Here is a 21306-nt window from a genome sequence, read left to right on the forward strand (position 1 = left end):
ACGGCCGTCCACGTGTCAATCTGTCATCGCGTCCTCACCGCCGGTTGTCGTGGCGACGGTGGTGGTGAGCGACCGGAGGGGATGGGGCGCGCGGCGATCGGGTTTCTCCCCCGTGCCCGATCGCCGCGTGCCGCAGCCATCCCGCCCCGCCGGAAGGAGACGACGTGCGTGACGGTCCGCAGCCCCCCGCCCTGCATCCGGGCGGCCGGCGATGACCCGCTTCCTGGTGGTGCTCACCGACGTGCGCCCCGTCGAGGGCATCGAGCGCAACGAGCGGATCGCCCCCGAGCGGCGCCGGCAGGTGGTCGGCGCCAACAGCCGGGAGGCCGCCGACCGGATCGCCGGGGCCTTCATGGCGCTGGGCATGGTCCGGGCCGGCCGGCAGCGGGTCAAGGTGATCGCGGTCGGCCGCCGGCACTCCCGCGACTGAGCCGACTCGCGCCACCGATCGATGTGGCAGCCTTCCTCCCGTCACGCACCGTATAACCTCTGTTGACCGATTGCCGCGTACCGCTGTGGCTCCCCGGGTATCGCCTCGCCCTACCGCCACGCACAGTAAGGTCAACCGGGTGAACGCCACCGGCGAGCACGACCAGCCGCAGTCGCGTACGAAGAGGTGACCGGAGTGACCACCCCAGGCAAGACCCGCGTGGCGATCGTCTTCGGCGGCCGCAGCCCGGAGCACGGCATCTCCTGTGTCAGTGCCGGCAGTGTGTTGGGCGCCCTGGACCCCGACGAGTTCGAGGTGGTGCCGGTGGGCATCACCCGGGCCGGCCAGTGGGTGCTGACCAGCGGCGATCCCGCCCAGCTCGCGATCAACGCCCGGCAACTGCCGGAGATCACCGCCGACTCCGGCGACGACATCGTGCTGCGCGCCGACCCCACCGGCAACGGGCTGATGGTGCTCGACCCGACCGAGGGTCCCCGGGTGCTCGCCGACGTGGACGTGGTCTTCCCCGTGCTGCACGGCGCGTACGGCGAGGACGGCACGATCCAGGGAATGCTGGAGATGGCAGGCATCCCCTACGTGGGCGCCAACGTGTTCGCCTCCGCGGCCGCCATGGACAAGGAGTTCACCAAGAAGCTCTGCGCGGTCGAGGGCATCCCGGTCGGCCCGTACGCGGTGCTGCGCAACGGGATGACGCTCAGCGAACAGGACAAGGACCGGCTCGGCCTGCCGGTCTTCGTGAAACCGTCGCGGGCCGGCTCGTCGTTCGGCATCACCCGGGTCACCGACTGGGCGCAGCTCGACGCGGCGGTCGCCACCGCGCGACAGATCGACCCGAAGGTCATCATCGAGGCGGCGATCGTCGGCCGCGAGGTCGAGTGCGGCGTGCTGGAGGGCGAGGCCGGCGGCGCGCCCGAGGCGTCCGTCCTGGCCGAGGTGCGGGTCGTCTCCGACCACGACTTCTACGACTTCGAGGCGAAGTACCTCGACGACTCCTGCGAGTACGACATCCCGGCCGGGCTGCCGGAGAAGGCGACCCGCCAGGTGCAGGAGTACGCGGTCCGCGCGTTCACCGCACTGGACTGCGCCGGCTTGGCGCGGGCCGACTTCTTCGTCACCCCCGAGCTGGACATCTACCTCAACGAGATCAACACGATGCCCGGGTTCACCCCGACGTCGATGTTCCCGCGGATGTGGGCGGCCGCCGGCCTGGAGTACCCGAAGCTCGTCAACCGCCTGATCCGTACCGCCCAGCGGCGCGGCGTCGGCCTGCACTGAGACAGCGGGCCCGCCCGCGCCGAGCCGGCGCCTGTCGGGTCAGCCCCGGCAGCCGGCGGGGGCGGCGCCACCCGAGGGCACCGTCGCCACGATGGTGTTGGAGATGGGTGCCGCCCACTGCAACGGCTGCTCGTACGAGCGCGGAATGCGCAGGGTGACGGGTGTCTCCCGGTCGACAGTGGTGAGCAGCGTCGCGTCGGCCTCTTCGACCGGGTGCCAGCAGACCGAGTTCACCCGCCAGACCTCGTCGGTGGCCGGAACGGTGGGCGCGGGGCCGCCGCAGGCGACGGTGAGGGCCGGGTCGCCGTACGCCGCGTTCTGCTCCGGGCCGGCGGTGACCGGACGCTGGGCCAGGTCGCGGATGGTCTGCGGCAGCTGGGAGACCAGCGCGCGGCAGACCGTGGCCGGGCGGTCGGCCAGCGCCGGGGCGGCCATCTCCACAGGTGCGGTGGACTGCGCCCGCACGCTTGTCGCCGAAGGGCTCGGCGCGGCGGCCGGAGTGTCAGGCGAGAGCTTCGAGAAGGCCAGCAGGGCGACCAGCAGGGTGACAGGCAACGCGATCAACGTGGCGACCAGCGCGGCTCCGCGGATCGTCCGGTCCCGGCCGCTCGGCGCGTCGGCGCCCGGCTTGGCGGACTCGCGGATACCGTCAGCCGGCTCGGGCGTCCCGCCGGTCGTGCCGCGCGTCTCGTCGTCGTCCAGAGCAGCGGAGGAGGTAGTCATCTCGTCCACTTACAACCGCACCACCGAACACGTGAGGGTGCGGGTGATGCCGGGCACCATCTGCACCTTGCTGACGATGAGTTTGCCGAGCTCGTCGACGGTGTTGGCCTCGGTGAGGACGACCACGTCGTACGGCCCGGTGACGGCGTCGACGCGTACCACGCCGGCAAGGTCCGCGATGAGACCGGCCACGTCACGTGCCCGGCCGACCTCGGTCTGGATGAGGATGTACGCCTGTACCACGACTCGACCTCCGTCCGTCGCCGCCGCGGGGCGGCTCGAAGGGTGAAACTACCTTACGGAGCAGGTCCGATCCCTATCGGTGGTCAAGGAGCAGCGGTGAGCGAGCGCGGCGGTGCCGGGCAGAACGGACGGAACGTCGGCGGCGGCGCCAGCGTGGCCGGTATCGGCGAGTTCGGGTTGATCGGGCGGATCACCGCCCGGCTGCCGGTCGGGCCGACGACCCTGCTCGGCCCGGGGGACGACGCGGCCGTGGTGGCCGCGCCGGACGCCCGGGTGGTGGCATCCACGGATGTGCTCGTCGACGGACGGCACTTCCGGCGCGACTGGTCGTCGGGGCGTGACGTCGGACACCGCGCGGCGGCGGCGAACCTGGCCGACATCGCGGCGATGGGCGCCACCCCGACCGCCCTGCTCGTCGCCCTCTGCATGCCTGCGGACCTGCCCACGGGCTGGGCGGAGGAGCTGGCCGACGGGCTCGCGGCGGAGGCGGACACGGTCGGCGCGAGCGTCGTCGGCGGGGACATGTCGGCCAGCCCCACCCTTACCGTCGCGGTGACCGCGCTCGGCGACCTCGACGGCCGCGCGCCTGTGGTGCGCTCGGGCGCACGCCCGGGGGACGTGCTCGCCCTGGCCGGGCGCACCGGGTACGCGGCCGCCGGGCTGACCGTGCTCACCCGCGGTTTCCGGACGCCCCGGCTGCTGGTCGAGGCGTACCGGCGGCCACTGGTGCCGTACCAGGCGGGGCCGCAGGCCGCCCGGCTGGGCGCCACCTCGATGATCGACGTGTCGGACGGCCTGCTCGCCGACCTCGGGCACGTGTCGACGGCCAGCCGGGTGGCGATCGACGTGCGCCGGGACGCGTTCGAGGTGCCCCGGCAGATGGCCGACGCGGCGCAGGCCCTCGGCGTCGACCCGTACACCTGGATCCTGGCCGGTGGCGACGACCACGCGCTGGCCGCGACCTTCCCCCCGGCGGTGGCGTTGCCGCCGGAGTGGCGGGCGATAGGCGTGGTGACGGAGGGTGCCGGCGTGACAGTCGACGGGGTGCCCTACGACGGCCCGACCGGCTGGGACCACTTCCGGTGAGGCCCGGTGGCCGCCGTACCCTGGACACCGTGAGTGAGATCGAGATCCGGCTGGTGCGGTTCGACGCACCTGTGGCGCAGCAGTTGATCCGTGACGCGCTGGCCGACCTCGGTGTCCGCTACGGCGGCACCGGCGACGACACCCCGGTGGCCGCCACCGAGTTTGAGCCGCCGGACGGCGCGTTCCTCGTCGCCTACCTGGGCGGCGAACCGGTCGGTTGCGGTGGCTGGCGCAGCCACGGCGCGGACACCGCGGAGCTGAAGCGGATGTACACCGCCCCGACGGCCCGGGGGCGTGGCGTCGCCCGCGGCGTCCTCGCGGCGGTCGAACGGTCGGCGCGTGAGCAGGGCCGCAAGCGGATGGTCCTGGAGTGCGGCGACAAGCAGCCCGAGGCGATCGCCATGTACACGGCCGCCGGCTACGAGCGCATCCCGAACTTCGGCTTCTACAAGGACTCCGAGGGCTGCGTATCCTTCGGCCGCACCCTCTGACCTGCCCGAGGAAACGGACGGCCGGGCGCGGACCGGACCGGGAAGCGCCCGTCGGCGTGCACGACAAAAGCCGGCGGACCGCAGCGGTCCGCCGGCTGAGCCGTATCGAAGAGGGTGGTGCCGCGCGTCAGGCGCGGGTGACCTTGCCGGCCTTGATGCACGAGGTGCAGACCTGCAACTTCTTGGTGTTGCCGCCACCGGCCGGGGTACGCACCGACTGGATGTTCGGGTTCCAGCGGCGGTTGGTCCGCCGGTGCGAGTGGGACACGTTGTGGCCGAAGCCCGGTCCCTTGCCACAGACGTCGCACACGCTAGCCACGGGATACTCCTGGGATTGATACGTTCACGGGGTCGCCGGCAGGTGCTGCCCGGGCAACCTGGTCAGGTTACCCGATGACCCGCCGACCCGGCCAACCGCCCCGGTCCAGCGGACACGCCGGACGAGTCCGACGGGTGTCAGTCAGCGCCAGTAGGCTTCTGGCCGTGCTGGACACCCTCGACGCCGCAGCGGTCCGCCGCTGGTGTGTGGGTGGGTTGGCCGCGCTGAAACGCCACCAGAGTGAGATAGACCAGCTCAACGTCTATCCGGTGCCCGACGGCGACACGGGCACCAACCTGGTGCTCACCCTCACGTCGGCCCAGCAGGCCCTCGCGATGGATCTGGACACGCTGCCCGACAGCGGGTCGACCGCGCACGGGCACGCGTCGCGGCTGATGGCGCAGGGCGCCCTGCTCGGGGCACGGGGCAACTCCGGGGTGATCCTGTCGCAGATCCTGCGCGGCTTCGCCGACGCCGTCGCCGCCGTGCCCGTGGTGCGCGGTCGGGAGCTGGCAGTCGCGTTGCGGTCCGCGACCACCGCCGCGTACGGCGCGGTCGGCCGCCCGGTGGAGGGCACCCTGCTCACAGTGGTCGCCGCCGCCGCCAACGCGGCCGAGCGCGCGGACACCGACGACCTGTGCCGGGTGGCCGGCGCCGCGGCGCGGGCGGCGGCCGAGGCGCTGGCGCGTACGCCGCAGCAGTTGCCGGCCCTGGCCCGCGCCGGCGTGGTCGACGCCGGCGGCAGAGGACTCTGCGTGCTGCTCGACGCCCTGGTCGAGGTGCTCTCCGGGGAGGGCGCGGCACCGGTGGGGCAGACCCCACGCACCGCCCGCCCGGCGGCCACAGTCGCCCGCGAGACAGGTTCCGAGGAATACGCCTACGAGGTCCAGTTCCTGCTCGACGCCACGGCCGAGGCGGTCGACGAGATGCGCCTGACGCTTGACGCGCTAGGCGACTCCCTGGTCGTCGTCGGTGACGGGCGGGAGCCGGTGGGCACCTGGAACGTGCACGTGCACGTCAACGACGTGGGCGCGGCGGTCGAGGCGGGTGTCGCCGCCGGCCGTCCGTACCGGATCTCGGTGACCCGCTTCGCCGACCAGCGGGAGTCGCCAGGCCCGGCCACGGCCAGCCGGGCGGCGGTGGTGGTCGCCACCGGCATCGGGATCGCCGAGCTGTTCGCCGCGGAGGGCGCCACAGTGGTGCCGGGCAACCCGTCGACGGGCGAGCTGCTGGACGCGGTGCGCAGCACCAACGCCGCCCGGGTGGTGGTGCTGCCCAACGACCCCAACACGGAGGCGGTGGCGAGTGCGGCGGCCCGCGAGGCACACCGGCACGGCATCAAGGTGAGCGTGGTGCCGACCCGCTCACCGGTGCAGGCCCTGGCCGCCCTCGCGGTCCGCGACGGCACCCGCCGCTTCGAGGACGACGTGATCGCGATGGCCGAGGCCGCCGGAGCCTGCCGCTACGCCGAGGTCTGCCACGCCAGCCGGGAGGCGCTGACCGTCGCCGGCCCGTGCCAGCCCGGCGACGTGCTGGCGCTCGTCGAGGGGGAGGTGCACCTCATCGGCGCCGACCTCACCGACATCTGCGCAGCCGTCGTCGACCGGATGCTCGGCGGCGGTGGGGAGCTGGTCACCCTCCTGGCCGGGGTGGACGCCCCGGCCGGGCTCACCGATGCCGTCCGCGCGCACGTCGCGCGGCGCTGGCCGTTCGTCGAGGTGCACGCGTACCCGGGCGGTCAACCGTTCTATCCACTGCTGGTGGGGGTTGAATGAGCGAGCCGGCCACCGTGGACACGCCGCTGAAGAAGCTCGTCGGGGACAAGACGGCCAAGGCGCTGGCCTCCGCCCTCGACCTGCACACCGCGGGTGACCTGGTCTACCACTTCCCGCGCCGGTACGACGAGCGCGGCGAGCACACCGACATCCGCTCCCTGGACGTGGGCGAGCAGGTCACCGTGCTGGCCCAGGTGCAGCGCACCGCCGTACGGCCGATGCGGCAGCGCCGGGGCAACCTGCTGGAGGTGACAGTCGGCGACGGCTCCGGGGGTGTGCTCACGCTGACGTTCTTCGGCAACCAGGCCTGGCGCGAACGCGAGCTGCGTCCGGGCCGGTGGGGTCTGTTCGCCGGCAAGGTCACCGAGTTCCGGAGCAAACGCCAGCTCAACGGCCCGGAGTACGTCCTGCTCGGCGAGGGCGGCGAGGGCGAGGCGGCGGTCAACGACGAGATCGAGGAGTTCGCGGGCGCGCTGATCCCCGTGTACCCGGCCGCGGCGGCCGTGCCGACCTGGGTGATCGCCCGCTGCGTACGCGTCGTCCTGGACACGTTCACCCCGCCGGAGGATCCGCTTCCGGCGTCCGTACGGGCCGGTCGCAACCTGGTCGACCTGGGCGCCGCGCTTCGGGAGATCCACCGACCGTCCACCAAGGAGGCGCTCTACCGGGCGCGGCGGCGGCTCAAGTGGGACGAGGCGTTCGCCGTCCAGCTGACCCTGGTGCAGCGCAAGCACCGGGCCGCCGACTGGCCGGCCCGGCCCCGCCCGCCGCGCCCCGGCGGGCTGCTGGACGCGTTCGACGCCCGACTGCCGTACGAGCTGACCGCCGGGCAGCGCGACGTGGGCGTGGAGATCGCCGAGGACCTGGCCACGCCGCACCCGATGCACCGCCTGTTGCAGGGCGAGGTGGGCTCGGGCAAGACGGTGGTGGCGCTGCGGGCGATGCTCCAGGTGGTCGACGCGGGCGGGCAGGCGGCGCTGCTGGCGCCCACCGAGGTGCTCGCCGCGCAGCACCACCGGGGGATGCTCGACCTGCTCGGGCCGCTCGGGCGTGCCGGTGAGCTGGATTCCGCCGAGCACGCCACGAGGGTCGAGCTGGTCACCGGCTCACTTGGCGCGGCGGCCCGCCGCCGGGCGCTCGCCGAGGTGGCCAGCGGCGCGGCCGGCATCGTGCTCGGCACCCACGCCCTGCTGTACGAGGGTGTCGACTTCGCCGACCTCGGCCTCGTGGTGGTCGACGAGCAGCACCGCTTCGGTGTGGAGCAACGCGACGCGCTGCGGGCCAAGGCGGACCAGCCGCCGCACACGCTTGTGATGACGGCCACCCCGATTCCACGCACGGTGGCGATGACCGTCTACGGCGACCTGGAGGTGTCCACCCTCTCCCAACTGCCCCGGGGCCGTTCGCCGATCGCCTCGCACGTGGTGCCGGCAGCCGAGAAGCCCGCCTTTCTGGACCGGGCGTGGCGCCGGCTGCGCGAGGAGGTGGCGGCCGGGCACCAGGCGTACGTCGTCTGCCCGCGGATCGGTGACGGACCGGTATCGGACGAGGAACCGCCACCCGAGGACGACAACGGCCGCCGCCCACCGCTGGCCGTGACCGAGGTGGCCCCGCTGCTGGCCGAGGGGCCGCTGCACGGGCTGCGGATCGGGGTGCTGCACGGCCGGCTGCCCGCCGACGAGAAGGACGCGGTGATGCGGTCCTTCGCCGCCGGCGACCTGGACGTGCTGGTCGCGACCACCGTGATCGAGGTCGGCGTGGACGTGCCGAACGCCACCGTGATGATCGTGCTGGACGCCGACCGGTTCGGTGTCTCCCAGCTGCACCAGCTGCGCGGCCGGGTCGGCCGGGGCTCCGCCGCCGGGCTGTGCCTGCTGGTCAGCGAGGCCGCCGAGGGCTCGTCGGCGCGGGAACGCCTGGACGCGGTGGCGTCCACAAGCGACGGCTTCAAGCTCGCCGAGCTGGATCTGGAGCAACGCCGCGAGGGTGACGTGCTGGGCGCCACCCAGTCCGGGCACCGCTCGCACCTGCGCCTGCTGTCCCTCAAACGCGACGCGGACCTGATCCGCGACGCCCGCGCCGAGGCGATCACCCTGATCGAGGACGACCCGGAGCTGACCCGCAACCCGGCCCTCGCCGCGTCCGTCGCGGCCCTGGTCGACGAGGACCGCGCGGAGTACCTGGAAAAGGGCTGACGCCGTCGCCCTCACCTGACTCCCGGTGTCGGGGCCTGGTGTCAGGCGCCCGGCACCGCGCAGGCGGCCGGCAGGATGACGTCGCCGCCCGTGTACCCGCTCCACTCGGCGCGCCGGAGGCAGGCGGATCCGTGCGGACACCGGGACCACGACGACCGAGGGCGCGCCGACCGGGTGGTCGACGCGCCCTCGGGCTTCAGCGCAGGTCAGGTCAGGCGGTGAAGGTCACCCGACGCCGACGGGCGATGACGAAGAGCACCGCGCCCGCGATCAGCAGCGCGATCGCGCCGGCGGCGATGCCGCCCGCCGCCGCACCGGTGACCGGAAGGCCCGGCTCCTCGCCGCCAGCGCCGCCACCGCCGCAGTTGCCCTCCGGCGTGTAGATGGCTTCCATCTCAAGGTCCATGTCGGGCAGGGCGACGACAGCCGTCTTGTCCTTGCCGGCCTTGAAGGTAACGGTCTCGGACGCGCCGGCCGCGACCGTACGGGTCTCGGTCTTGTCGCCGTAGGTGAACGTCGCCTTGACCGGGAGACCACCCTCGGGGTTGGTCACGGTGAGGGCGAACTCCTTGCAGTCGGCCTTGGTGGTGACGGCCGGCAGCGGGCAGTCCTCGGGGCGCTGCCACGAGTAGGTGCCGTTCTCGATGACCTTGCCGTCGACCAGCACCTCGATCTTGCCGGCGTCGGCGGCGGGCACCACGATGCTCGTGTCGGCCTTACCTGGCGCGACGGAGACCTTCTTGGTGAAGCCGTTCTCGCCCTTGACCTCGAACTCGACCGCGTACTTGCTGATCTTGCCGTCGTTGCTCAGCGAGACGGCGACCGAACCGTCGCAGTTGGACGCGAAGGTCGAGGCCGGGGTGGTGCAGCTCTTGCTGCCGCCGTTGTACCAGCCCTGCGGGCCCTTGGACCGGTTGCCCGGGGCGCCAGGCGAGCCGAGCTTCTTGTCGTCGTAGCGCTTGCCGCCGTCGACCAGCTCGTCGATGACCTGGTCCTTGCCGCCCCAGATCAGGTCGACCTGGGTGTGGCAGTCCGGGATCTCCACGTTCAGCGTGATCTCGGTCTGGGTGCCACCGATGAAGTCGCTGTCCGGCGTGCCGTACACGTACTGCGGGGTGGCGAACTGCGGCCGGGGCGCGAAGTACGAGACGAGCGTGAACCACTGCTTGCCCTCGCCGCACAGAGGCCGGTCACCGTCGAGCTTGACGGTGGCAGTCCCCTTGGCGCCGTCGAAGGTGTGGCTGTACTTGGCCTTGTCGACCTCGACGCACTTCGGGGCCGGGGTGCAGGACTTGTCACCGGCGAGGTCGATGTCGCCGTTGGCGGTGTGGTTCGCCGTGACCTTCCCATCCTTGATCCACTCGGCGTACACCTGGAGGTGGGCCTTGGTGGTGTCGCCGGGCACGCGCTGGACGGCCAGCTTGGAGGAGGCCTTGGGGATGATCAGCCCCTGCAGCGGCTTCGCCTCCTTCGCCCCCGCGACCAGCGAGGTCACCGGGGTGCCCGGGTCAGCGGTCACCCTCTGGATGGTCGCGTCCTTCTTGGCTTCGCTGTTCTCCACCTTCCACGTGATCACCCGCTCGCCGGTGAGCCGGTCACAGTCGGCCTTGGCAGTGATCGTGGTGTGGTGGGCGCTGGCTGGGGTGGCCACCGCGACGACCCCGGTGAGGCCGATGAGGGCGGCTCCCAGGATGGCCAGCGGTCGCCGGAGCGACAGCTTGGGACGGATCACGGGTACTCCTGGAGTGCTGAAGCGTCAGGGGGGGTGGCACGGGAGCGACAGTGGACGGTCACTGCACGTCGATGGAGAGGCGCCCTCCCGAGCCGTGGGCCGGTGGGTTGCCGCCGACACCCGGCAGACCCTAGCGAGATCGCCGCGTGTGTTACAGCGCTCAGGATTTGTTAAGACGGATGTTATGAACTTGAGATCATTGATATACGAGAAGTGATCACGTGGTCCTCGTGGCGGCACCGACCGTGTCGAACGCCCGCTCCGGGGGTCGCGTAGCGTCGAGGTCATGAGCAGGAGGAGACCGTGACCCGGATCGTGGCCGGGACGCTCGGCGGCCGGCGGATCGCCGCGCCGCCCGGCGCCGGCACCCGACCCACCTCCGACCGGGTCCGGGAGGCGCTGTTCAGCGCCGTCGAGTCCGAGGTCGACCTCGACGGCGCGCGCTTCGCCGACCTGTACGCGGGCTCCGGCGCGGTCGGTCTGGAGGCGCTCTCCCGGGGCGCTGGGCACGTGCTGCTCGTCGAGTCCGACCCACGGGCGGCCCGGGTGATCCGGGAGAACGTGACGACCCTGCGGGCCGGCTCGGCCGTCCGGCTGGTCACCGGCAGGGTCGCGACGGTGCTGGCCGCCGGACCGGACGGCGGCCCGTACGACGTGGTCTTCGCCGACCCGCCGTACGCGGTGCCGGAGGCGGAGATCACCGCGCTGCTGACCACGCTCGTCGAGGAGGGCTGGCTGGCGCCAGACGCGCTGGTGGTCGTGGAGCGGTCCCGGCGGACCAGGGAGTTCGACTGGGTGGAGGGGATCACCCCGGAGCGCAGTCGCCGTTACGGCGAGACCACTCTTTGGTACGGTCGCCGATCATGAGACGTGCGGTGTGTCCCGGCTCCTTCGACCCGGTCACCAACGGACACCTCGACATCATCGGTCGGGCCAGCCGGCTGTTCGACGAGGTGATCGTCGGCGTGCTGATGAACCAGTCGAAGAGCGGTCTGTTCACCGTCGAGGAGCGGATCGAGATGCTCCGCGACGTGACCGCCTCGTACGGCAACGTGCGGGTCGAGTCGTTCCGCGGGCTGCTCGTCGACTTTTGTCGGGCGCAGCAGGCGAGCGTGCTGATCAAGGGTCTGCGGGCGGTCAGCGACTTCGACTACGAGTTGCAGATGGCCCAGATGAACATCGGTCTGGCCGGTGTCGAGACGTTGTTCATGCCGACCAACCCGCTCTACTCGTTCATCTCGTCCAGCCTGATCAAGGATGTGGCGAAGTGGGGCGGCGACATCTCCGCGCACGTCCCCGACCCGGTCCGCGAGGCCCTCCAGGCCCGCCTGACCCCTCGCCCCTGACCCACCCCCACCCCCGCGATCTTGCAGTTTCGGTCGGTGGAATGTGCTCCGCTGCGGCATTTGTCGACCGCAGAAAGTGCAAGATCGATGAGGTTGGGGAGGGTGCTCCCATCGCGGAGCGCGATGACGGCGCGACGCGCCGGGTTGGGGTGGATGGGGCACGTGTGGGGTGGGCACGACATGATTGGTCAAGCGGGGGACCGGCCGTAGCCCGCATCATGGAGGTCGGCCGACGAACGACAGGAGTGAGGTACCGGTGGACCCGCTCGATCGCATCGACGAACTGATCGCCATGGTGGAGCAGGCCCGCTCCGTCCCGATGTCGCGCAACAATTGCATGGTCGACAGGGGCGAGATGATCGCGGCCCTGGACGAGATGCGCGCCGAACTCCCCGCCGACCTGCGCCGGGCCGCCGCCCTCCTGGACGAGCGGGACAAGATCATGGAGGCCGGCAAGCGCGAGGCGGACCGGATCATCAGCGAGGGTGAGGCAGAACACGCCCGCCTCGTGTCGGTGAACGAGATCACCGTGTCGGCCGAGCACGAGGGCGCCCGCATCATCGCCGAGGCCCGCGCCGAGGCGCAGCGCCTGCGTGAGGAGGTCGACGACTACGTCGACACCGCGCTCGCCAACTTCGAGCAGTTCCTCACCCGGGCCCTGGCGTCGATAGAGCGTGGCCGCGACAAGATGCACGCGCTACGCGAGATCGGCACCTTCGGTGGGGATGAGGCCGAACGCCCGCTACCCTTCTGAGCGGCACCTCACCAGCCGACATTCTCGGGCAGGCGTCGCCCCCGGTTCGACGGTCCGGCGGTCGCCCAGGTAACCTTTTTTGTCGGCCTCTCACCGGCCGGAGTCTGACTATGCCCAAGCACTCGCCATCGACACTCGACCCCAGGTCGCCGCTGGTCCTCGACACGAGGGACCTGCCGCGCCGCCCTGGTGCGTTGCGTGAGGTCCAGCGGGTCGTGCCGGCACCGACGGACCTCGGTGTGGAGTTGATCGGCGTGCCGGAGGGCGCGGACCTCGACCTCGATCTGAGGTTGCAGTCGGTGTCCGAGGGTGTGCTCGTCTCCGGGACCATCACCGGTCCCATCCGGGGCGAGTGCGGGCGTTGCCTACGCGAGATCAACGAATCGATGGCCGTGACGATCCAGGAGCTGTACGCGTACGAGAACAGCACCACGGACGCCACGACCGACGAGGACGAGGTGGGCCGGATGCAGGGCGATCTGATCGACCTGGAGCCGGCGCTGCGGGACGCGTTGGTGCTCACGCTGCCGACCAACCCGCTCTGCCGGGAGGACTGCCCAGGACTGTGCCCCGAATGCGGGACGCACTGGGACGATCTGCCGGCCGACCACAGTCACCAGCAGATCGACCCGCGTTGGGCGGGCCTGTCGCAACTGACCCGTACAGAGGAGTAAGAACCGTGGCCGTCCCGAAGCGCAAGATGTCGCGCAGCAACACCCGGTCCCGCCGGGCGAACTGGAAGGCGACAGTGGTCGCGACCGTCGCGTGCCCGCAGTGCAAGTCCCCGAAGCTGCCGCACGCCGCCTGCTCCGTCTGCGGCACCTACAACGGCCGCCAGGTCATCGAGGTCTGACCTGGACGCCGAGTGACGCCCCCGACTCCAGGTCGGGCGGCGCGCGCACCCTGGCATTCGCCCGGTGCCCCGGCTCCCTCCGACGCCGGCCGGCCCAACCCGGTCGACGTTCCGGTGGAGCCGGGCACCGCGCGGATCGCCGTTGACCTCCTCGGCGGGGACGATGCTCCCGCCGTCGTGGTTGACGGCGCTCTGCGGGCCGTGCGCGCCGACCCCGACCTGCACCTGCTGCTCGTCGGTCCGACCGAGGTCGCCGACGAGATGATCGCCGCGCTCGACCCGGCCCAGCGGTCCCGGATCACCGTGCGGCCGGTCCGTGCCGTCGTCGGCATGGCCGACCATCCCAGCGCCGCCCGGGCCGAGAGCACCGTGCGGGCCGCGGTCACCGCCGTGCGCGACGGGACCGCCGACGCCCTGGTCTCGGCCGGTGCCACCGGCGCGACAGTCACCGCCGCCGTGCTCGGTCTCGGCCGCTGGCCGGAGATCCGCCAGCCCGCCCTGGCCGCCACCCTGCCCGCGCTCACCGGGCCGGTCGTGCTGCTCGACGTCGGCGGCTCGCTGGAGCCCCGCCCCGCCACCCTCGCCCGGCACGCCGTGCTCGGCGCCGCGTACGCCGAGGTGGCGCACTCGATCGCCGCGCCCCGGGTCGGCCTGCTCTCGGTCGGCACCGAGGCGGGCAAGGGCGACCGGGTCCGCCGCGCCACCGACCCGCTGCTGGCCGTCGAGCCGCTGCCCGGCGGGGCACGCTACGTCGGCCTCGTCGAGGGGTACGACGTGACGCTCGGTGCGCGCGCCGATGTCGTGGTCACCGACGGCTTCACCGGTAACGTGCTGCTCAAGGCCATCGAGGGCGCGTACGCCATGGCCGGCGGCCCGCCCGCCGGGGGTGGCGCGCCCCGCGCCGCCGCACTGCTGGGCGTGGCGGGAACCGTGGTCGTCTGCCACGGTTCCGCCCGCGCCGACGATGTCGCCTCCGGCATCGCCCTCGCCGCCCACCTGTGGCGGCGGCACGCCACCGACCTGGTCTCCGCCCTGCTCGACGGCGACGTCGCGACGGAGAACACCGACCGTTCCACCGACACCGAGGTACGCACATGAGCAACGACAAGCGGCGGCGGGCGTCCGTCGGTCACCTGGAAGCCGCGTTCGGCGTGAGCCTGGAACCGGAGCTGCTGCAACGCGCGTTGACCCACCGCTCGTACGCGTACGAGAACGGTGGTCTGCCCACCAACGAGCGGCTGGAGTTCCTCGGCGACTCGGTGCTCGGCGTGGTGATCACCACGGCGCTCTTCCACAACCACCCGGATCTGCCCGAGGGGCAGTTGGCGAAGTTGCGTGCCAGCGTGGTCAACATGCGGGCGCTCGCCGACGTGGCCCGTGGGCTGGGCCCGGACGGCCTCGGCGCGTACCTGCTGCTCGGCAAGGGCGAGGAGACCACAGGCGGCCGGGACAAGGCGAGCATCCTGGCGGACACCCTGGAGGCGCTGCTCGGCGCGATCTACCTCCAGTACGGGCTGGACACCGCAGGGATCGTCATCCACCGGCTCTTCGACCCGCTGATGGCCGAGTCGGCCGGTCGGGGCGCGGCGCTGGACTGGAAGACCAGCCTCCAGGAGCTGACGGCCGCGCTCGGGCTGGGGGTGCCGGAGTACCGGATCGAGGGCACCGGCCCGGACCACCTCAAGACGTTCACCGCCTGGGTGGTGGTGGCCGGCAACCGGTACGGCGGCGCCGAGGGGCGCAGCAAGAAGGAGGCCGAGCAGCGGGCGGCGGAGGCGGCCTGGCGGACGCTCGCCGACCAGAACGACAAGGACGGGTCGGCTGGCCGGGACGGGTCGGCCGACCGGGAGTCGGTGGGTCCGCTGGAGCGGGCCGAGCGGGCGGCCCGGACGGAGGAGGCCGACCACCTGGCGCAGGTGATGCCGGCCGACGTCGCGGCCCAGCAGTCGTCGGGCGATGGCGCGCAGGACCGGGTGGGCGCGGCAGTCGACCGCGACGCGGGGGCGGGGCGTGCCTGAGCTGCCAGAGGTGGAGACCGTCCGGCAGGGACTGGCCCAGTGGGTCATCGGCCGCCGGATCGGCTCGGTGGAGGTCCGCCACCCGCGCGCCGTCCGCCGGCACGTCCCCGGTGGCGCGCACTTCGCGGACGTGCTTGCCGGCCGTACGGTGCTCGACGTGCGGCGGCGCGGCAAGTATCTGTGGCTCCCGCTGGACAGCGGTGACGCGGTGATCGGTCACCTGGGCATGTCCGGTCAGCTGCTCCTGCAACCGCCCGGCACCGCTGACGAGACGCACCTGCGGGTGCGGTTCCGGTTCGCCGACGACGGGCCGGAGCTGCGCTTCGTCGACCAGCGCACGTTCGGCGGACTGTCGGTGAGCGAGGGCGGCGCCGAGCTGCCCGCGGAGATCGCGCACATCGCCCGCGACCCGATGGATCCGGAGTTCTCCGACACGGCGTTCGTCGCGGCGCTGCGCCGACGGCGGACCGAGGTGAAGCGGGCCCTGCTCGACCAGAGCCTGATCTCCGGGGTGGGCAACATCTACGCCGACGAGGCGCTGTGGCGGGCCCGGCTGCACGGCGCGCGCCCCACCGACGCGTTGAGCGGCCCGGCGGCGCAGCGGTTGCTCGGTCACGTCCGGGACGTGCTCGGCGAGGCGATCACTGAGGGCGGCACCAGCTTCGACGCCCTCTACGTCAACGTCAACGGTGAGAGCGGCTACTTCGACCGGGAGCTGAACGTCTACGGGCGTGAGGGTCAGCCCTGCCGGCGGTGCGGCACGCCGATCCGCCGCGAGGCGTTTATGAACCGTTCGTCGTACAGCTGCCCGCGTTGCCAGCCGCGACCTCGGGGTGCCGCTCGGGGATGACCCGGAGCCGGCTCCGGGTCGGCATCGGCGGGTCGCGGCCTGACGCTCCGGGCCGTACCCCGGCGCGTGCCCGGATCGTCGGTCAATGGCCGTCGCACGGGCCGGGCTTCCCTCGTGTACGGGTTCCGGGGCGGGCCAGGGCCGATCCCCGATGTGACCGCCTCGTCACGCCCCTAGCGTCAGCACAGTTGACAGGGGGTTGACGTGACAGGGGGGCCCGAGATGGCTGGCAGACCGGTGACGGTGCGGATGGCGAGGTGGAGCGCCGAGCACCCGTGGCGGGCGATCGCCCTGTGGGCGGTGTTCGTGGCGGTGTGCTTCGTCGGTGGCAACGCCGCCGGTCTCAACGAGGCCACGAGCGGCGACCAGGCGATCGGCGAGGCGGGACGTGCCAGCCTCATCGTGGACGCCGGCGACTTCGACGACCCGGCAGTGGAGAACGTCCTCATCACCTCGCGGGGCGGCGCGCTGGACGCGGCGGCGGCGAAGGCCGCGGCCGACGACGCCGCAGCCCGCCTGCGGACGGTCACCGGCGTCGCCGAGGTCGGCCAGCCCGTCCCGGCCCGGGACGGGTCCGCGCTGCTTCTGCCGATCACCATGTCCGGCGATCCGGAGACGGCGTCGGACCGGGTGCAGCCGCTGCGCGACGCCACAGCCACCGTGCAGACCGCGCATCCGCAGCTCCGCGTCGAGCAGGTGGGCGGGCCGTCGATCGGTCAGGCCCTCGACGACACCCTGGGCAAGGACTTCAAGCGTGCCGAGTTGCTCAGCCTGCCGGTCACCCTCGCCATCCTGATCATCGCGTTCGGCGCGCTGATCGCGGCGAGCGTCCCGGTGCTGCTGGCGCTCTCCTCGGTCGCCGCCGCGATGGGTCTGTCCACCCTCGCCTCGCACCTGGTGCCGGCCACCGACACCACGTCGCCGGTGATCCTGCTGATCGGCATGGCCGTCGGGGTGGACTACTCGCTGTTCTACATCCGCCGCGAGCGTGAGGAACGCGCCAAGGGCCGGTCCGGTCTGGACGCCGTGGAGATCGCCGCGGAGACCTCCGGGCACGCGGTGGTGGTCTCCGGCTTCGCCGTGATCATCGCGATGGCCGGGCTGCTGCTCGCCGGCGACGTGGTCTTCTCGTCCCTCGCCGTCGGCTCGATCCTGGTGGTCGCCGTCGCGGTCACCGGTTCGCTGACCGTGCTGCCCGCCCTGTTGGCCAGGCTCGGCCGTTGGGTGGACCGGCCGCGGGTGCCGCTGCTCTGGCGCTTGACCGCGCCGCGTACCGGCCGGCACGGCACGCCCCGCCCGCCGCGGCTCTGGCCGGCGCTGCTCCGGCCCGCGCTGCGCGCCCCGGTCGTGACCCTGGTGATCTCGGTCGGGCTGCTGCTCGCCCTGGCCGCGCCGGCGCTGGGCATGAAGCTGAAGTTCCCGGGCATGGAGGACCTGCCCCGCACCACCCCGGCCATGCAGGCGTACGACAGGCTCACCGCCGCCTTCCCGAGCACCGGCACCAACCACGTGGTGGCCGTGCGGGCGCCGGCCGAGCAGGCCGACCGGGTCCGCGTCGCTCTCACCGACCTGGCCACCCGTGCCGCAGGTGACCCGCTGTTCGCGCCGACCGAGGCGGACGGCCCGAAGATCCAGGTGTCGGACGACAGGCGGGTGTCGGTGCTGGACGTCGCCACCCCGTACGCTAGCCGGGACGACCGGTCGGTGCGGTCACTGGAGGCGCTGCGCGAGGACCTGGTCCCGGCCGAGCTGCGGGGCATCCCCGGCATCGAGTACGCGGTGGGCGGCAGCGTGGCCGACAGCGAGGACTACGCGCGGCACGTCCGCGACAAGCTGCCGCTGGTGATGGGCTTCGTGCTGGTGCTCACCTTCCTGGTCATGGTGCTCACGTTCCGGTCGGTGGTGGTCGCGGCCAGCTCGATAGTGCTGAACCTGCTCTCCGCCGGCGCCGCGTACGGGCTGCTGGTGCTGGTCTTCCAGGGCGACTGGGCCGAGGGGCTGCTCGGGTTCACCTCGATGGGCGCCATCGTGTCCTGGCTGCCGTTGTTCCTCTTCGTGGTGCTCTTCGGGCTGTCGATGGACTACCACGTGTTCGTGGTCAGCCGGATCCGCGAGGGGATCCGGGCGGGCATGCCCAACCGCGAGGCCGTCTCGTACGGGATCACCTCGTCGGCCGGGGTGGTGACCAGCGCGGCGATCGTGATGGTGGGCGTGTTCTCGATCTTCGCCACGTTGAGCACGATCGACATGAAGCAGCTCGGCATCGGTCTCGCGGCGGCGATCCTGCTGGACGCCACGATCATCAGGGGCGTGGTGTTGCCGTCGCTGATGACCATGCTGGGCGACGCGAACTGGTGGGCTCCCCGCTTCCTGCGTCAGCGCCCGGCACCCGCTCCCGCCGACCCGCCGGCCCCCGCGCCGGAGCTGGTGCCGGTGCCCTGAGACCGGACGGTGGCTGGCCGGGTCGCGACAGCGGCCCGGCCAGCCGTCTCAGGGCAGCGGGCAGGGGGCCCGCGAGGCGTCAAGCGTGCGGTCCTTGCGGATCGAGGCGAAGCCGTAGCCGACGGTCGTGACGCAGAAGTCGCCTGTCGAGCCGGTGTACTCGACGTGGAAGACGGGCTTGCCGGCGTCGGCGAACGGCAGCAGTTTGGCGCACTGGCCCAGGCGGACGCACTCCTCGTTCACCGCGAAGTCGAAGTCCGGCGCGAGCGCGGCGACCTGCGGCACGTCGTTGACCAGGCCGGGGGAGAGGCTCAGCGAGCGCGCCAGCTCGGCCAGCCGGCGGTTGAACAGCAACTGGTCGTCGAAGTCGAGCGGGAACCCGGTGCGGGACGCGTACCCGTCGGCGTCGGCGAGGGCCACCGCGCCGAAGCCCTTGCCCCGGCACAGCCGGAACCGGTCGGCCAGCACCGGTCGCAGCGCATCCCAACTCCGGACGTCCAGCCACCGGCTGCCGGGTCGACGCCCGACCGCGCCACGTACGACCTCCGGGAAGCGGCTGGCGTCCGGGTCGTTCGGCCGGACCGATCCGACGTGCACCTGGCAGACCAGTCGACGGTCGTGCGAGCGCAGTTCGGCGGCCTGCGCGGCGGTGGTGTCCACCGGGTCCAGCAGGAAGACGTCCGCGTCCACCGTCGTGTCCAGCGGCCCGGTGAGCTGCCACTGCCACTGCCAGTGGCGGGACTGGCCGGACGGCCAGGCGGTGGGTGCTCCGGGCGGGGTCAGCTCGGCGCGGCACCCGTACGCCGGCACGACCACCACCGCCGCGAGGCCGGCGGCCAGGAGTCGGCGCAGTGAACGCGTCGCGGCAGGTCGCCGCGGCCGGATCCGCATCGGCAGCTCCCGGGTCCCGGGCGGCCCGTCGCCACCCTCGGCCGGTACGCCGGCCCCGCGCTCGGCCCGACGTACCTCACCGGGTCAAACGAGCGCGGGGGTGCGGACGACGCGCGGTCAGCGCGGCGCCGCGAAGACCTGCGTCCAGTACGGGCCGTTGCTGCTGGCGATGCCGACGCCGATCTCGGTGAACGCGCAGTTCAGGATGTTGGCCCGGTGGCCGGAGCTGTTCATCCAGGCGTCCATCACCGACGCCGGGGTCTTCTGGTTCCAGGCCACGTTCTCGCCGTAGGTGCGCCACGCGTAGCCGACGCGGTCCAGCCGTACGCCGGCGTTGCTGCCGTCGCTGCCGGTGTGCGACATGTTCTGGTGGTCGGCCTGGTCCTGGCTGTGCTTCTGCGCGGCGGTCATCAGCTTGTCGTCGATGCTCAGCGCCTTGCAGCCGGCCTTGGCCCGTTCGGCGTTGACCAGGTTCACCACCTCGCGCGCCTGGCTGCTCACGGTGCCGCTGGAGCTGCCGGAACCGTTTGCGGTGGTCCCTCCGGTGCTGCGCGGTGCGACGCGTCGGGAGGGGGCGGTGGTCCGCGACGGCGTCGGGCTGGGCTTGACGACCTTGCTCGGCGACGGGCTCGGCGGGGCGGCGACCGTGGGTGTGCCGGTCGGGGAGGGCGCGACGAGGGTGTCCAGGGCCGGCTGTTCGGTGGGCGCCGCCGAGGCGGCGTACGTGTCGTCGACGGCCGTCGGCTCGCTGGCCGTGTCGTCGCCACCGGGGAGCGCGAGCGCCCCGACGCCGAAGCTCACCACGAGGGTGGCCGCCGCGGCGGCACCGCCGATCATGAGCGGCCGCCGCCAGCGGCGCGGGGAGCGGTGCCGCCCCTCGCCGGGCCGTGCCGTGGGCTCGGCCTCGGCGGCGCTCCAGTCGTCGGCGGACTCCTGGGCGGCGTCGGCGCGCCAACGACCTGTGGTGTCCGCGCGACCGCGCCAGTCCGTCGGGTCGTCGTCGACCGGCCGGTGGGCCGGCCAGGCGGCGGTGTACGCGTCGGCGGGCGCGGCGGGCTCCGGCTGCCAGCGGGCGGTGGGCTGCTCGCGCTGCCACTCGTCGCCGGGGCGGTCCGGGTCGTCGCCGAACAGGTAGGCCGAGCGGGGCTCCGGGTGGTCGCGCAGCCAGTCCGGCTCGTCTGTCTGCCGCTCGGCGCTCCGGGGTGCGCCGTTCGGGTCCATCGGGTCGGTCCAGCCGTACACGCCTCTGCCTCCACGGGGTCGGTTGTTGGCCCGGGTGACGCTACGACCCGCCTACGAGCTGCGGCAACGTGGCTAAGGAAGAGTTAAGGGGAAGTAGGACGGCAGGGGGCGGACTTCCGGGAATCGGGGCGTACAGTAAAGGCGTCCGGACAGAGCGTGTCCGTGCCGTGAAGGCAGCCCCCCGACAAGTGGACAGGTCGACGTGGAGATGATCTACGGCCTGCGAGAACTTGACGAAGGAGGGGTTTGCGGCTCAATATATAGGTGTCGCCAGTCGCGCCCGGTCATGCCCAGATACAGCCTGGAATGACAGCCGCGTACAAATGGGCGCGCGTTGGCCGGCCTTTCCGGCAGCGCATATCAAGGAGTCAGCATGGCGAAGGCCCTCTACGGCCACGTAGGTGCAGCGCCCGACCGGCGTCTGCTCGACGAGGTCACCCGGCTGCGTGCCAGGGTTCAGGCACTGGAGTTCGAGATCACGCGTCTGCGTGCCGACAATGATCGGCTCGCGGCGGCTGCGGCGGAGGCGGACGATCTGCTCCGTCTGGCCGAGCCGGCGCTGACCTGACCTTCGGGTCGGAAAACTGAATCGCACCACCGCAGAAAAGCGCGCCGACACG

The 21306-nt window shown here is 72.5% G+C and carries 22 protein-coding genes; 16 read left to right on the top strand and 6 right to left on the bottom strand.

The features are described from left to right. Window positions 1–211: 211 nt before the first annotated feature. Both ACFY1S_RS04155 and ACFY1S_RS04160 read left to right on the top strand, forming a co-directional pair. Window positions 212–430: a hypothetical protein gene (locus ACFY1S_RS04155; protein WP_387112713.1), complete on the top strand. Its 219-nt coding sequence runs from the start codon at window positions 212–214 to the stop codon at window positions 428–430. A 195-nt stretch (window positions 431–625) separates the two neighbouring features. Further along, window positions 626–1726, top strand: coding sequence for a D-alanine--D-alanine ligase family protein (locus ACFY1S_RS04160; RefSeq protein WP_387112715.1), 1101 nt, complete (start codon window positions 626–628; stop codon window positions 1724–1726). 39 nt (window positions 1727–1765) lie between these two features. On the opposite strand, the gene ACFY1S_RS04165 is transcribed toward ACFY1S_RS04160, so the two are convergent. Both ACFY1S_RS04165 and ACFY1S_RS04170 read right to left on the bottom strand, forming a co-directional pair. Next, window positions 1766–2449 carry a DUF3515 family protein gene (locus tag ACFY1S_RS04165; RefSeq protein ID WP_387112717.1) on the bottom strand — a complete coding sequence of 228 codons (684 nt, stop codon included), beginning with the start codon at window positions 2447–2449 and terminating at the stop codon, window positions 1766–1768. A gap of 9 nt (window positions 2450–2458) precedes the next feature. Continuing rightward, the gene (locus ACFY1S_RS04170; protein WP_013284547.1) at window positions 2459–2692 is read right to left on the bottom strand and encodes an Lrp/AsnC ligand binding domain-containing protein; all 234 of its coding nucleotides are present in this window, start codon (window positions 2690–2692) and stop codon (window positions 2459–2461) included. A gap of 153 nt (window positions 2693–2845) precedes the next feature. Here ACFY1S_RS04170 and ACFY1S_RS04175 point away from each other — a divergent pair, with 153 nt between their 5' ends. Next, window positions 2846–3778 carry a thiamine-phosphate kinase gene (locus ACFY1S_RS04175; RefSeq protein ID WP_387114281.1) on the top strand — a complete coding sequence of 311 codons (933 nt, stop codon included), beginning with the start codon at window positions 2846–2848 and terminating at the stop codon, window positions 3776–3778. A 29-nt stretch (window positions 3779–3807) separates the two neighbouring features. Beyond that, window positions 3808–4269, top strand: a complete 462-nt coding sequence (locus ACFY1S_RS04180) for a GNAT family N-acetyltransferase (RefSeq protein WP_387112719.1) — start codon at window positions 3808–3810, stop codon at window positions 4267–4269. A gap of 127 nt (window positions 4270–4396) precedes the next feature. Here ACFY1S_RS04180 and rpmB read toward each other — a convergent pair whose 3' ends face one another. Continuing rightward, complete coding sequence (rpmB, locus tag ACFY1S_RS04185) at window positions 4397–4588, bottom strand: 50S ribosomal protein L28 (RefSeq protein WP_007456456.1); 192 nt, start codon at window positions 4586–4588, stop codon at window positions 4397–4399. 164 nt (window positions 4589–4752) lie between these two features. On the opposite strand from rpmB, the gene ACFY1S_RS04190 reads away from it, so the two are divergent. Next, window positions 4753–6363, top strand: coding sequence for a DAK2 domain-containing protein (locus tag ACFY1S_RS04190; RefSeq protein ID WP_387112721.1), 1611 nt, complete (start codon window positions 4753–4755; stop codon window positions 6361–6363). Continuing rightward, window positions 6360–8558 (top strand): ATP-dependent DNA helicase RecG, encoded by a 2199-nt coding sequence (recG, locus tag ACFY1S_RS04195; protein WP_387112723.1) that lies wholly within the window; start codon window positions 6360–6362, stop codon window positions 8556–8558. The genes ACFY1S_RS04190 and recG overlap by 4 nt, the downstream gene beginning before the upstream one ends. Window positions 8559–8769: 211 nt before the next feature. Here recG and ACFY1S_RS04200 read toward each other — a convergent pair whose 3' ends face one another. Then, on the bottom strand, window positions 8770–10290 hold the full coding sequence (locus ACFY1S_RS04200) for a cell wall anchor protein (RefSeq protein ID WP_387112725.1): 1521 nt from the start codon (window positions 10288–10290) through the stop codon (window positions 8770–8772). A 303-nt stretch (window positions 10291–10593) separates the two neighbouring features. Between ACFY1S_RS04200 and rsmD the strand changes: the two genes are divergently transcribed. From rsmD to ACFY1S_RS04245, 9 genes are all read left to right on the top strand, one after another. Beyond that, window positions 10594–11157, top strand: a complete 564-nt coding sequence (gene rsmD / locus ACFY1S_RS04205; protein WP_364366914.1) for a 16S rRNA (guanine(966)-N(2))-methyltransferase RsmD — start codon at window positions 10594–10596, stop codon at window positions 11155–11157. Then, window positions 11154–11636: a pantetheine-phosphate adenylyltransferase gene (gene coaD, locus ACFY1S_RS04210; RefSeq protein WP_387112727.1), complete on the top strand. Its 483-nt coding sequence runs from the start codon at window positions 11154–11156 to the stop codon at window positions 11634–11636. The genes rsmD and coaD overlap by 4 nt, the downstream gene beginning before the upstream one ends. A gap of 256 nt (window positions 11637–11892) precedes the next feature. Beyond that, the gene (locus ACFY1S_RS04215; RefSeq protein ID WP_089017300.1) at window positions 11893–12390 is read left to right on the top strand and encodes a hypothetical protein; all 498 of its coding nucleotides are present in this window, start codon (window positions 11893–11895) and stop codon (window positions 12388–12390) included. Window positions 12391–12500: 110 nt separating this feature from the next. Beyond that, complete coding sequence (locus ACFY1S_RS04220; RefSeq protein WP_387112730.1) at window positions 12501–13064, top strand: YceD family protein; 564 nt, start codon at window positions 12501–12503, stop codon at window positions 13062–13064. Window positions 13065–13069: 5 nt separating this feature from the next. Then, window positions 13070–13243, top strand: a complete 174-nt coding sequence (gene rpmF, locus ACFY1S_RS04225) for a 50S ribosomal protein L32 (protein WP_074317731.1) — start codon at window positions 13070–13072, stop codon at window positions 13241–13243. 114 nt (window positions 13244–13357) lie between these two features. Next, window positions 13358–14341 carry a phosphate acyltransferase PlsX gene (locus ACFY1S_RS04230; protein WP_364370628.1) on the top strand — a complete coding sequence of 328 codons (984 nt, stop codon included), beginning with the start codon at window positions 13358–13360 and terminating at the stop codon, window positions 14339–14341. Further along, window positions 14338–15261, top strand: coding sequence for a ribonuclease III (gene rnc / locus ACFY1S_RS04235; protein WP_364366906.1), 924 nt, complete (start codon window positions 14338–14340; stop codon window positions 15259–15261). Before ACFY1S_RS04230 ends, rnc begins: the two co-directional genes overlap by 4 nt. Then, window positions 15254–16111 (top strand): bifunctional DNA-formamidopyrimidine glycosylase/DNA-(apurinic or apyrimidinic site) lyase, encoded by an 858-nt coding sequence (gene mutM / locus ACFY1S_RS04240; RefSeq protein WP_387112733.1) that lies wholly within the window; start codon window positions 15254–15256, stop codon window positions 16109–16111. The genes rnc and mutM overlap by 8 nt, the downstream gene beginning before the upstream one ends. A gap of 222 nt (window positions 16112–16333) precedes the next feature. Further along, on the top strand, window positions 16334–18553 hold the full coding sequence (locus tag ACFY1S_RS04245; protein WP_387112735.1) for an MMPL family transporter: 2220 nt from the start codon (window positions 16334–16336) through the stop codon (window positions 18551–18553). A gap of 48 nt (window positions 18554–18601) precedes the next feature. Here ACFY1S_RS04245 and ACFY1S_RS04250 read toward each other — a convergent pair whose 3' ends face one another. Continuing rightward, complete coding sequence (locus ACFY1S_RS04250; protein WP_387112737.1) at window positions 18602–19444, bottom strand: endo alpha-1,4 polygalactosaminidase; 843 nt, start codon at window positions 19442–19444, stop codon at window positions 18602–18604. Window positions 19445–19561: 117 nt separating this feature from the next. Further along, on the bottom strand, window positions 19562–20686 hold the full coding sequence (locus ACFY1S_RS04255) for a CAP domain-containing protein (protein WP_387112739.1): 1125 nt from the start codon (window positions 20684–20686) through the stop codon (window positions 19562–19564). 373 nt (window positions 20687–21059) lie between these two features. Here ACFY1S_RS04255 and ACFY1S_RS04260 point away from each other — a divergent pair, with 373 nt between their 5' ends. Then, the gene (locus ACFY1S_RS04260) at window positions 21060–21254 is read left to right on the top strand and encodes a hypothetical protein (RefSeq protein WP_007456482.1); all 195 of its coding nucleotides are present in this window, start codon (window positions 21060–21062) and stop codon (window positions 21252–21254) included. The last annotated feature ends 52 nt before the right edge of the window (window positions 21255–21306 follow it).

This window comes from Micromonospora sp. NPDC000663, from assembly GCF_042898105.1.
Lineage (GTDB): Bacteria > Actinomycetota > Actinomycetes > Mycobacteriales > Micromonosporaceae > Micromonospora.